This is a genomic window from Gloeocapsa sp. PCC 7428, from assembly GCF_000317555.1.
GTDB lineage: Bacteria > Cyanobacteriota > Cyanobacteriia > Cyanobacteriales > Chroococcidiopsidaceae > Chroogloeocystis.
In genome coordinates this window covers 3762107-3774196 of sequence record NC_019745.1, presented here as the reverse complement: position 1 = coordinate 3774196, position 12090 = coordinate 3762107, and the positions used below count along the sequence as shown (strand labels likewise).

15 protein-coding genes and 1 tRNA gene are annotated in these 12090 nt (G+C 40.7%); 5 read left to right on the top strand and 11 right to left on the bottom strand.

What is annotated here, in order from left to right:
* Positions 1–69: 69 nt before the first annotated feature.
* The 8 genes from GLO7428_RS16775 to GLO7428_RS16740 all read right to left on the bottom strand — a co-directional run bounded on the left by GLO7428_RS16775 (position 70) and on the right by GLO7428_RS16740 (position 5692).
* Positions 70–501 (bottom strand): archease, encoded by a 432-nt coding sequence (locus GLO7428_RS16775; protein ID WP_015189765.1) that lies wholly within the window; start codon positions 499–501, stop codon positions 70–72.
* Position 502: 1 nt separating this feature from the next.
* Positions 503–1390 (bottom strand): GTP-binding protein, encoded by an 888-nt coding sequence (locus GLO7428_RS16770; RefSeq protein WP_015189764.1) that lies wholly within the window; start codon positions 1388–1390, stop codon positions 503–505.
* Between the two features lie 13 nt (positions 1391–1403).
* Positions 1404–2228 (bottom strand): sulfotransferase domain-containing protein, encoded by an 825-nt coding sequence (locus tag GLO7428_RS16765; RefSeq protein WP_155823757.1) that lies wholly within the window; start codon positions 2226–2228, stop codon positions 1404–1406.
* The gene (locus GLO7428_RS16760) at positions 2209–3669 is read right to left on the bottom strand and encodes an RtcB family protein (RefSeq protein ID WP_015189762.1); all 1461 of its coding nucleotides are present in this window, start codon (positions 3667–3669) and stop codon (positions 2209–2211) included. The genes GLO7428_RS16765 and GLO7428_RS16760 overlap by 20 nt, the downstream gene beginning before the upstream one ends.
* A gap of 464 nt (positions 3670–4133) precedes the next feature.
* Positions 4134–4337, bottom strand: coding sequence for a hypothetical protein (locus GLO7428_RS16755; protein WP_015189761.1), 204 nt, complete (start codon positions 4335–4337; stop codon positions 4134–4136).
* 112 nt (positions 4338–4449) lie between these two features.
* Positions 4450–4839: an alr0857 family protein gene (locus GLO7428_RS16750; protein ID WP_015189760.1), complete on the bottom strand. Its 390-nt coding sequence runs from the start codon at positions 4837–4839 to the stop codon at positions 4450–4452.
* Positions 4817–5371 (bottom strand): HNH endonuclease, encoded by a 555-nt coding sequence (locus GLO7428_RS16745; RefSeq protein ID WP_015189759.1) that lies wholly within the window; start codon positions 5369–5371, stop codon positions 4817–4819. Before GLO7428_RS16745 ends, GLO7428_RS16750 begins: the two co-directional genes overlap by 23 nt.
* A gap of 78 nt (positions 5372–5449) precedes the next feature.
* The gene (locus GLO7428_RS16740) at positions 5450–5692 is read right to left on the bottom strand and encodes a hypothetical protein (protein ID WP_015189758.1); all 243 of its coding nucleotides are present in this window, start codon (positions 5690–5692) and stop codon (positions 5450–5452) included.
* 161 nt (positions 5693–5853) lie between these two features.
* Between GLO7428_RS16740 and GLO7428_RS16735 the strand changes: the two genes are divergently transcribed.
* From GLO7428_RS16735 to GLO7428_RS16725, 3 genes are all read left to right on the top strand, one after another.
* Positions 5854–6183, top strand: a complete 330-nt coding sequence (locus GLO7428_RS16735; protein WP_015189757.1) for a hypothetical protein — start codon at positions 5854–5856, stop codon at positions 6181–6183.
* 526 nt (positions 6184–6709) lie between these two features.
* Positions 6710–8623, top strand: a complete 1914-nt coding sequence (locus tag GLO7428_RS16730; protein ID WP_015189756.1) for a GAF domain-containing sensor histidine kinase — start codon at positions 6710–6712, stop codon at positions 8621–8623.
* Positions 8624–8630: 7 nt separating this feature from the next.
* Positions 8631–9188, top strand: a complete 558-nt coding sequence (locus tag GLO7428_RS16725) for an SRPBCC family protein (RefSeq protein ID WP_015189755.1) — start codon at positions 8631–8633, stop codon at positions 9186–9188.
* A 197-nt stretch (positions 9189–9385) separates the two neighbouring features.
* Here the strand turns inward: GLO7428_RS16725 and GLO7428_RS16720 are convergent.
* Together GLO7428_RS16720 and GLO7428_RS16715 are read right to left on the bottom strand one after the other, a co-directional pair.
* A tRNA-Glu gene (locus GLO7428_RS16720) sits at positions 9386–9458 on the bottom strand.
* Between the two features lie 74 nt (positions 9459–9532).
* On the bottom strand, positions 9533–9811 hold the full coding sequence (locus tag GLO7428_RS16715; RefSeq protein ID WP_015189754.1) for an Npun_R1517 family heterocyst differentiation transcriptional regulator: 279 nt from the start codon (positions 9809–9811) through the stop codon (positions 9533–9535).
* Between the two features lie 513 nt (positions 9812–10324).
* Between GLO7428_RS16715 and GLO7428_RS16710 the strand changes: the two genes are divergently transcribed.
* Complete coding sequence (locus GLO7428_RS16710) at positions 10325–10867, top strand: 3-isopropylmalate dehydratase small subunit (RefSeq protein ID WP_015189753.1); 543 nt, start codon at positions 10325–10327, stop codon at positions 10865–10867.
* A gap of 111 nt (positions 10868–10978) precedes the next feature.
* Entirely contained in the window at positions 10979–11338 is a 360-nt protein-coding gene (locus tag GLO7428_RS16705; RefSeq protein WP_015189752.1) for an NAD(P)H-quinone oxidoreductase subunit M, read from the top strand.
* Positions 11339–11469: 131 nt separating this feature from the next.
* Here GLO7428_RS16705 and GLO7428_RS16700 read toward each other — a convergent pair whose 3' ends face one another.
* Positions 11470–11742: a hypothetical protein gene (locus tag GLO7428_RS16700; protein ID WP_015189751.1), complete on the bottom strand. Its 273-nt coding sequence runs from the start codon at positions 11740–11742 to the stop codon at positions 11470–11472.
* Positions 11743–12090 lie beyond the last annotated feature (348 nt).

The following is a 12090-nucleotide window of genomic DNA, read 5'->3' as shown; positions in this document are numbered from 1 at the left end:
TCAAATTTAATTTTCCCAATTATTAAAGGATTAACTACTATACATACTTGTACATCTAGAATACTGTGATTAAATATCCAATATTACCGTAGCTTGCCAACCATTAATAGTTTTTTCTAACTGAAAACGGTGTAGCGTTACAGCTTTGACATCCACGCGCTGATGATGTTTACTCGGATTGAGTTTTTCTCCTTTTGTAACGGCTTGAAGATGATATAGTCCTGCTTTTTCTTCTAACTTAACTTGTTGTGTACGCAGTAGTAATAATTCACTATCTTTGTAATAAATAAATTCTTGAAGAAAGTTGAACAGCAACATATCTAGCGCGTCATTTTCCAAGTTAAATGTGCGAGTTTCTTGAAGTGCGATCGCATCAATATTCTCAATCATTGTATTGATTGTGGCATCACCCGCCGCGATGAATAATTGTTCTAAATTTTTTCCCCAAGCGTGGAAAGCAATGTCTGCGATCGCGATATCTTCCAAATACTCATAAGGCATATTACTGCTCGCATCTTTTCAACTGATCGATAATTTCTTGTTGATATTTTTTGACTTGTCTACCAATAAAAACTAACTCTGTAGCATCTTGTTCAAACAGTTCTAGTTCCCATCTTCCAGCTACATAATTAAATAGATAAATTTGCTCAGGAAACCTTATAAATCCTTTTGCCCGATACACATCTTTTTCTACCAATTCATCAGCAAATTCCTCAAAACATTCTCGCTTTAAAGTAGCCTGCGTTTTATAACTAAACGAATCAAATTCGGGTTGATGAATGTGATGTGGTTCTGGCTGTAGTCGCGCCCTCGCAATACCAAATAATAAATCTGGATCGACTTGACAGCGTTGAGTATGTAAAATTTCAGCAACTTCGTTATACGAATGTAACTTTGCTTCGATTGCTTGCAATTGTTCTTCTGTTACTAAATCAACTTTATTGAGTAAGATTGTATCTGCCGCTTCAATTTGCATTCGCGTTGTATGACCGACACTCGGATATCTCACCATCGCATCTGCATCAACGACAGTAACTACGCCATCTAATCGAACTTTAGTTAAACTTTCTTGAATATCAAACACCAAAGCATCAGGTTCAGCAACACCTGTTGTTTCTACCACAATCACATCAGGATTAACTGTCTCGATGATTTCGTCAACTGCTGCTTCAAATTCTCCGAGTAGCGAACAACAAACACATCCACCGCCTAAATTAGCCATTGCGACATTTTTACCTTGAATGATCTTGGTATCGATCGCAATTTCGCCAAACTCGTTCATCAAAATAGCAATTTTTTGAGGAATCGAATCGAGAATGTGACGTAGTAAAGTTGTTTTACCACTACCGAGGGAACCTGTAATAACTGTAAGTGGCGTGCGTACTTGCATAATTCTCTTTTAACTATATTTGCCGTAAGAATGTAAGGTATTCATGTTTATTATCATTGCACCAACTTTTTACTTTATTTTCGATTTTAGTTACTTCTTCAGTGGATAGATATTCTTGCCATACACCGGTTTTAGCTGCATTAATATGATTTATATGTAACAAGCTATCTTCATCATGATAATCAACAATTTCTCTATGATCGTGAGGATTGAGAGAGGTTTGCATTAATTGAGTTGTGAATTTTTGTATTCGCTTTTTTTGTTGCTCAAGCGTAAAAAGTGAGGCAATATTTTGACGCTTATCTACGTCAAAGTTAATATTCAGATGCCTAGCAATACGCTTTACTTCTTGCGGTATGTTTTGAAAAATATTTTCATATTGAGAAACAAGCACTCTCGGTAAGCTTGTCCATTGTTTATAATTATCTAGACAAGTTTGAATAAACTCTCGTCCATGCCAATTCCAAATGTCATCAAAAGATTTTTGTTGCTGCTGCATCATTGATACATAGACATCGCGGATATCTCTAAATGTATAGATACCCAGTGCATTATTTTGGGTAAACTCCTTGCCTATTGCATCTGTAAATTGATGGACTTTGACAACTTTTAATTGTTTGTAACTTTGATACGAATTACGTACCTCTAAAAAGCGCTGTGCATCTATCCATCCTATCTGTTGACCTATATCAGCCTCTTTAACAAGCTGACTGACGATCTGAAACTGTAGGGTTGAAGCAGAACGATACATTCCACAACAGAAAACCCACATATCTTCTCCTTGCAAATCATTAAGATGCGATCGCTCAAAGCATAAATTATCCTTTAATATTGCCAATCGGTGTAAACCGCACAACTCTTTTGCTAATTCCGGCTAATTCTGCGGCTTCAATTACTTCATCAACGTCTTTGTAAGCGCCTCCAGCTTCTTCGGCTAATCCCGACATTGAGGTACTGCGGACGTAAATACCCCGTGTTTGCATCTCTTTTTGCAGTTTTTCACCCCGAAACGTTTTTCGCGCTTTGGTACGACTCATTGTGCGCCCACTACCGTGCGCGGTGCTAAAGAAAGTTTGGTCGCCACTGGGTACGCCAACCAACAAGTAAGAGCCTGTTTCCATACTGCCGCCGATAATCACCGGCTGACCAATATCTTGATATTTCTCAGGAATCCCCGTCATTCCTGGTGCAAACGCACGGGTTGCCCCTTTACGATGGACAAGAAGCGATCGCTCTTTACCATCGACAATATGACGCTCTAATTTCGCCGTATTGTGCGCAACGTCATACACCATATGCATTCCCAAATCTTCGGCGGAACGCCCAAAAATCTCCGAAAAAACCTCGCGAATGCGGTGCAAAATCACCTGACGATTTGCAAACGACATATTTAAACCGCACTTCATCGCTGAAAAGTACGCTTGTCCTTCAGGCGAATCGAATGGCGCGCAAGCTAATTCGCGGTCTAAAATCTTAATACCATACTTGCTTTCCATCACCTTGAGGAAAACTTGCAGATAGTCTGTAGCAACTTGATGTCCAAAACCACGACTACCACAGTGAAACATCACAACCACTTGATCCGGCTGGGTAATACCTAGTTTTGCTGCTAATTCCGGCTCAAAAATGTTTTCTTTCTTAGCAACTTGAATTTCTAAATAATGGTTTCCCGAACCTAAAGTTCCGATTTGATTAAAACCACGATCAATTGCTTTTTCACTAATTTTGGCTGCATCAGCACCAGCAATACAGCCGTTTTCTTCCATCAGTTCTAAATCTTCTTCCCAACCATAGCCATTATCAACGCACCACCGCGCACCTTGTTCGACAACTTTGCGAAATTCATTCCGCGATATTTTGACAAAGCCTGTGCTTCCTACTCCCGCCGGAACTCGCTCATAAAGTCGATCGACGACTTTTTTAATGTATGGTTTGACCTCATCGTATGTCAGATTTGTCACTACCAAACGCATTCCGCAGTTAATATCGAAACCGATACCACCAGGAGAAATAACGCCGCCATTTTCGACATCCATCGCCGCAACTCCACCAATCGGGAAGCCGTAGCCAAAGTGTCCATCTGGCATACACAAAGCATATTGAGTTATTCCTGGAAGTGTTGCTACATTAGTAACTTGGTCATAAACGGCATCATCCATTTCTTGAATTAATTTTTGTGTTCCATAAATACGCGCTGGAACACGCATTCCTTCTTTATATGAAATCGGAATTTCCCAAATCGTATCTGAAACTTGCTTTAATGATTTAATATCAGCCATTTTTTAGCAACAAAGATGAAAAATAATTTAAATTAGATTTAATTTGACTTTGACGTTGTTTTGTTGAAGAACTGCGTTATTATCACAGATAGTTTAAAATTTATTGCCAATTTTTAATAAAAAATAGAGCTACAGGTTTCTACTTGCAGAACTCTCCTTTCAAAAACTACATTCACAAACGACACCTAAATAGCAATTCGATTTGAGTTTTCATTTTTGAAAACAAACCACAAAGTATCCAAAAAACCTCCTGCATGAATGCTTGACGAATAAATTAGCAGCTAAACAAAAGAAAATTTACCACTGTAAACTTATTGATAAAAGTCTTACTAAAGTGTACTTTCGTACACTTTGTTAGAGTAGCCCCTGACTTCAGTTAGAGGGCGTTTGTGATTCATGCAAGCAGTCTAAAAAATGGAGATTTATACAAACAATTTAAGATTGCTATAGTTGAATCTACTCGATTACGAATTCGGTTCTTCTTGTGGGCGTTGCGTTGCAGGAGGATAATCTACAAATTCTTGAGTTCTTGTCGTGTTTGTGGTAGCTCCTTCGGGTAGAAGATCTTCAGGATCGACGGTTTTATCCGCTGCAATATCCATGACACCTTCAGCATTTGTATTAGGTTTGTCAGAAGTACCTTTATGATCGGCATGACCACTAGACATATCTACTTTCTCGCATGATATAACTGAACACACATTCAGCTTAAGATCGGGAAATAGAGTGCATACCCTATCTAAGGGCTTAGATTCCATCAGGCACAGCGCTCAAATACTTTTACTCGCCAACTACCGTTGCACCTATTTGGGCTTCTTGCCAAAGCTTAAACAGTAAAAACTCAACGACATAATACAGATTAGTGACAAAGATACCTTCTTCAGTTTTGCTATCAAATGCAAGCCAAGTTCCGTGGAGCGAGATTTCAATAAACTCTGCATCACAAGCACACAGCGTCATAACATCCCCGCCTAAGCGTTGCGCTTCAACCACAAGCGAATCTAACCCTGGTAAATCAACGGGTAATAAAAATGAAGCCGTGCTAGGTTCGACACTGATAGGCTGACCTACGCGCAGTGCCAAAATGACTCGGAGGGCAACCCATTCTTCTAACGGTTGTGTTAGATGCTCTAAATCGAAGCCATTATTAAGATATGTTAGTTTCAGCATTGTGCTTTGAAGTTCCTCCTATTTCAGGTGGAAATGGCTCGGCTCGCCAAAATTGCTCGGCAAAAGCCACTGTGGGATGCATTGGGGCTTTTGGTTTGGTGTGTAAGGGCATACTTGCTTCAATAGGAGTGCGATCGCTTTTGCGTTGGTTACACCGTTCGCAAGCTGTGACAACGTTATCCCAAGTGTGCAAGCCACCTCTCGACACGGGAATGACATGATCGAGTGTCAGGTGTTTATGGCTACCACAGTATTGACAAGTATAGTTATCGCGCCGCAACACTTCGCGTCGATTGACTGGTGGAACCTTCCAGATGCGTTCGACACTCGCCACCGTTAACCGGATGTATGCTGGAACCACAAGTACGATACTCGGCGATCGCACTAACCAACTTTCCTGCGTCAAATCGAGTGCTTCTGCTTTACCTGCAATCAATAGTTGAATAGCTCGTCGTACATTGATTTTACTGATCGGCAGGTAATTTTTGGAAAATACGACTACCGATTGCTCTAACACTTGGCTTGCGATCATGACAACTCGTCTCCTATCTATATAAAAAACCCCCACTTCTGTACGCCAGAAGCGGGGGCTGGATAAAGACTTTGACTTCTATCTTTGTGTAGGTATAGCACGCCATCTATACCTCCCGCTTGGCTTCTTTGGTTGTAGTGCAGCTTCTAGCTCATCATCAAGCAAATCTGCTAAGTTTTCATATCTCTTTGCGCTTGCGTCGCGGCTTGTGTGTTGTACAGCATTGCTAAGTGCTTTAATCTCTACTTCCATAGCTTCTGATTCCCAAAGACGAGTCCCTTGAGTCAAGATTGCCGAAATCGAAGTAAAGTTTATAGTCACAGAAGTTTATCTCTTGCGTTAACAGTAGCTTGCTTGACACCGATTAGCATTTTGCCTCAAAACGATAAGTCGAGCGCTAACGGTTGATTGAGTTACTTGAACATTACTTTAAACATACTACACTTGTATTACTAACCTGTCTAGATATTTCAGGAGAAAAAATGCATACACTCACACGTACCGCAACTACAGAAATGGAAGTCACCAGCATCCGCTTGGAAAGAGAACTCAAAGAGCGATTAAAAGAACTTGCTGGAAATCAGGGTTATCAAGCATTGATCCGCGATATTCTGTGGAAATACGTACAGCATAAATCGGGCGATCGCATTCATCCATCAACTGACATTCGCGCCAGTATTCCCGCTACAGCCCAAAAAGAAGAATACTGTGCAATTACAGGACAATTAATTCAGCCACAAGAATCGATGCTGTTGGGGTTAACGACCTACGGAGATTTAATTCCCTTAAGTATAAACAGCCTACCAAAATAGCACCTTACTGAAAATCTCTTAAGCTTTTCAGTAACTTACGGGTAGTGGCGGGTAACGCATTCTCGCCACTCTAAAATTTTCACGCAAAAACTTAAGACTTCTCAGCAAAAAACGAGTTTTGTCTAAGCTTTTAAGTTGCTCGTTCCTCAATAAAAAACTGCTCATAATCAGCGAATTTACTGATTCTCTATAGCTACAAGCAGGATAATGTGGAGCAAGAAATCATCAACATTAGTTTTATGAATTCTTTTATATTTTTTCAATATTCTATTATGCAATTCTCACTTAATTAGGGCATCTTAAGTGGAAAGGTATTAACCACAGGGTGAGCAGTTATGTCCACTAGTCCTTGGGCAACATATAACGACAAGATACGGTCAAACTTAAAAATTGGATGCTTCTGCGAGCATCGTTTCCAACTATGCGAGTACTACAATCAAGCAGATCAAAGATGAAGCCGCTTTTATCGTCGCCATCTCCTTGCCCAGGTGAAACTAATTGCTCGCCAAAATATTCAGTTAGATTGATGCAGCACCAGCAAGAATCCGCCCGTCTAGGATATCAAATCAATCAAATTATCTTAAATGCTTGTGACGACGAAAGACGGCTACAAGAAATAGCACAGATCCTCGGAGAAGCTTTCCAAGTAGACTGGTGTACGATTGTCATAACATCAAAGCAGCAAAACACTGCTCAATCTGTAGGTCATTGGTGTTCTAATAGCGACATCACAGTTCCCCTACAACCACTTTTGCTTTCGCTACAACAACTTGCACTCGCATACGCAGAGTCTCAGAACTTTGTATTTGATAACGTGCAGGCAACTTCCGATCAGAATCTAACAGTACAGTTGCCAATAGAAGTAGGCTCTATTTTGGGTATCCCGCTTCGGTACGATGGAAAAATTAGCGGAGTTGTCAGTTTTATACGCGCACAGCCCTATTGTTGGAGTGAGGAAGAAATAGAAAGTGCTTTGGCTGTGGCGACATCAGTAGCGATCGCCATTGCTCAAATTACCCAAAATCGGTTGATCGCTTCTTTACAGCAGCAAGTCGAAACTTCAGCGCAGTATCAAACATTGATCAACCAGATAACAATGGCTAGCCGTAGTTCTTTAGACTTAAATCAAATTTTTCAGCTAGCACTCTCGCGTACAGCACAAGCACTTAAAGTCGAGCGCGGTTGCATCATAACGTTAAAATATACCGATCCTCGCTTCAAAGTCCGCCAGCAGAAAAAAATACCTAAAGCTACAGCTACAGTTGCTTGCGAATGGCAATGTTCTAACTCAGAAACTGCTAATTATCTTTCTAATATCCAATTCCCAATATCTGAAAGTTGGTTATGCCAGCAAGCGCTACTCAACTTTCCCCAACCTATTATTATTAATAGTCAAGAAGATTCATCTAAACTTAACTTCACGCAAGAAACTAACCCTATCTTTGATTTTCAGGCTTGGCCCGCTTTAGCCATGCTGCCTCTGGAAAATCAAGGTACAGTGTTGGGGTTTATGGTACTACAGCATTCTTGCGCTCACCCTTGGCAAGGAGATGAGCTAGCTTTACTCGAACTCGTCGGTACTCAAGTCAGTACGGCGATTATTCAAAGTCAGACTTTGCGACAAGTCCAATCGCTAGTAGATGAGCGCACAGCACAACTACAGCGCAGCCTAGAAGTCCAAGCTAAACTCTACGAAAAAACTCGTCAGCAAATTGATCAGTTGCGACAACTCAATCAGTTAAAAGACGAATTCGTCAGTACGATGAATCACGAATTGCGGACGCCACTGACAAGCATGAGCCTCGCAATTCGGATGCTCCGTCAACCAGGAATATCCCCAGAGCGACAAGCTAAGTATTTAGATATTCTAGAGCAACAGTGTTCGCAAGAGATCAATCTGATTAACGATCTGCTGAAGCTTCAAGAACTCGAATCGCATAAAGCACTTTTAAATGTAGAATCTGTAAATCTCACTGCGCAACTGAAGAATATTGCTCGTTCGTTTGAAGACAAATGGACAGAAAAAGGACTGACTTTTACAGTCAATGTGCCAAAAACGCCTTTAATGTTACAAACGGATGCAGAAAGCTTGCATCGTATTGTGCAAGAACTTTTGACGAATGCTGGTAAATATTCTGAACCCAACTCTAAAGTTGACATTCAAGCACGGCATCAAAATAATCAAATTGTCCTGCAAATTACCAACCGTGGTTCTGGAATCTCAACCGAAGACGTCGCGCATATCTTTGATAAATTTCGTCGCGGTCAAGGTGTGACTCAACAAGCGATTCAAGGCACTGGTTTGGGTTTGGCTTTGGTAAAGTGTTTGGTACAACATATTAATGGTGCGATCGCCGTTTCTAGTACTGCAAGTGATGGCAGTAGTGAAGTTTGCTTTACGCTTACGCTACCCTTAACTTTTGACCAAGCTCAAACTTAGAACAACTGTGACTCAAGACTACAACCCTAACCTAGAAGTAGACTTATCCAATACCGCTGCAACAGCGCTGTTACAGACGGTAGAAGTGCAAACTGAGCGCTTAGCTGAGCGCTATCGTCGTATTTCTGCACGCATCCACATCCCACACGCAATCGAGCAAGTGTGGCAAGTCCTCACTGATTATGAGACATTAGCCGACTTTATCCCGAACCTTGCTCGCAGTCAGCGCCTTGAACACCCTAAAGGTGGTATCCGTCTAGAACAAGTTGGCACCCAGCGTTTGCTGAATTTCAATTTCTCCGCCCGCGTCATCCTCGACTTAGAAGAGAAGTTTCCACAAAAAATTGATTTTCAAATGATTGAAGGTGACTTTAAAGATTTTTCTGGTAGCTGGTGCTTAGAGCCGTGTTTTTTAGCTGAGCGCGCCGGAACAAACCTAGAATACATCGTTTGTGTTTTACCAAAGCGCACTATGCCCGTCTCAATTATTGAGCGCCGCCTTAGTAAAGATATGCAAACAAACTTAGTTGCTATTCGCCAACGAGTCACGGAAGTCTTTAGCTAGAAAGGCGAAGGGCGAGAGGTAGAAGTCAAGTGACGGTTAAAGCTCCGCAACATCTTTGAGTATATGATTTGGAGACGACACTAACCTCATACCGCTTGTCTTCTCCCTTTTACCTTTTTTAGTTCTTAAATACTTGTTAAAGCATATCGCTGAGTTGCACTTTGGCTTCTACAACGCCTTACAAGTGGGTTTTATAATACCCCCAGGGGAATTCGAATCCCCGTCGCCTCCGTGAAAGGGAGGTGTCCTAGGCCTCTAGACGATGGGGGCGTCTGATTTGCACTTTTATTAGAATAGCTACTTCTCCTCAGTTTTGTCAACACCTTAACAAAAAAAATCTGACTTTAGGCTAAATCCAATGAATTCCGCAACCGCATCAGTTGACGGCGCATTTGAGGCGAGGCTTCTAGCTCAGAAATCTCCTGTGCGTCTACGTGCGCGTGTAAGGGTTCCATATACTCGTCAGCCCCGTTAGCAAACGCCTCGATCAGCAACTCTAGTAAGTCATCGCGATTGCGTAAAGCACATTTCTCTTCAATGAGTCGAAACTTAAGTTGAATGTTACACTCATAAACGCTGACTTCGGCTTTGTTTGATTGGGGTGGGATTGCGTCAGATTTCATATCTTTAAATGTTTTGATTTTTTGTAGTAATTAAGTAGATAACTGTTAATTGGTCTTAAGCTAATTTTTTAAAACGTTTGTTTTTCAATCTGAACCGGAGCATTTAATTTATCTCACTTTAACTTTTCTTTACATAATGGACAAATCCTTGAGAGTAGGAGCAATGTAGTCAATCACTATTATTCAGCCTTTAAGCTGAAATACAATAAAGTTTCTGTAAGGAGTTTGTGAGACTTTTCTAAGCTTTTTTATTGATGACGCTTTGTGATGTTTATAAGTTTCAGTTGAAACATGAGTACTGACAGATTACTTGTATTGATTAACACATAAAATACAAAAAGAGTTAAGTTTAACTTTCAAAGAACAACTTAAACTAAAAATGTATAATGTTAAAAATTTGCTAACCAAAACGTTATTAGATAGCACGGAGATACTTGTGCTTAATTTTTACTGTGCTGCGGTTAAGCATTTCAAAACAAGTGTAAAATCGTCCAAAGTTGGAGGAGACTACTAATGAATAAAGTGATTCAAGGTAAAATTTTTGTTGTAGATGACAACATCGACACCGACCAGATTATTCCTGCGGAGTATTTGACGCTAGTTCCTTCAAAGCCTGATGAGTACGAGAAGCTAGGAAGCTATGCTTTAGTGGGATTACCGGATAGGTATGGTAAATTTATTGCTCCAGGACAGATGAAAACAACCTATCCAATCATTGTGGCGGGAGAAAACTTTGGCTGTGGATCTTCGCGCGAACACGCGCCGATCGCTTTAGGCGCATCAGGCGTAGAAGCGGTTGTCGCCCAGTCTTATGCACGGATCTTTTTCCGTAACTGCGCTGCGACAGGCGAACTTTATCCGTGGGAATCCGTGGAACGCTTATGCGATGAGTTTCAAACAGGACAAGAGGTAACGATTGATTTTGACCGAAACCAGATTGTGAATCATTCTTTGAATAAAGTTTATGCGCTCAAGCCTTTAGGTGAGGTAGAACCTGTGATTGACGCTGGCGGGATTTTCGCGTATGCGCGTCAAACAGGGATGATTTCGCGTTAAGCGATCGCACAACGGCGCTGCACGTAGCGCAAGCACATCTTTATGGAAAAACTGATGCAGATTAAGTCTAGAATAAGTTCAGTGTGATTCCTTCTGTTCAGTCATCCACCTATGGAAGATCAGCTTCTTAAGTCCACAACTCGCCATATACGCATCTTTTCTGCTGAAGTTGATAAAGATGGTGAGTTAGTTCCTAGCAACCAAGTCTTGACGCTGGATGTAGACCCAGACAACGAATTCAACTGGAATGAAGATGCTCTCCAGCAGGTGTATCGCAAGTTTGATGAATTAGTAGAATCTTATACTGGTGCAGATTTAACGGATTACAATCTCCGCCGGATTGGGTCAGATTTAGAGCATTTTGTACGTCATCTCTTACAAACTGGTCAAATCAGCTACAACCTGCGCGGACGCGTCGTTAACTACAGTATGGGTATTCCTCAAGTTGCAGCTGAAGAAAGTAAAAATTAGTTATCAATAACTGCATTTCAATGGCAAAATAACGAAATAAAATTAATATCCAGGGATAGCATTGACTCCCTGGATAATTTCAATATGACCGTTTTGGTACATCTAGTTTTTGCACTAACACAAACTAACGGTTACCACCACTTACGTTCGCCGTCTTCGTCAACGCGTGCTTGTCTAATGACATCTGAGATTTCTTCTGCATCTTTAACGTGATGTAGCGCCTTTTCCTCTCCATCTGGCTCGTCTACGACAAAATAAGCGGGAACCTGGATGTGATCGCCAGTAATATCAGGAGAATCTACCGCAAGTTGCTGAGCTTTTTCTTCAACTGATTCAGGTTGATCGGAAATAACATCGCCAGGATTCACCGCGCGATGAGTATCTTTTTCTTGTTCGCTTGCCATAAATTTGGATGGTAATTCTACAATTAACTAATTTCTACAGGTTAAAGAACACTATGCGCGATCGCATCTTTCCAACGGCGTAATTTGATATTTGTCAGAAGCACAGCATTTCAGCTAATTCTGAATGGTTATTTAATGAATAATGCTGAGGCTAGTCATTAATAACGAATAATTTTGAGTTATAGCACTCAATCACAAAGTTAATTTTGTAATGATTATTATTGCAGAGTAATCTACAAATTATTTACTATATAAATTGCAGAACGCCAACGATTTATGAAAAAAAAGAATACCCACAAGTGTTATCAAATTATTTTTTGAAACAAGCCTCTCCTTAACACTCAAAGC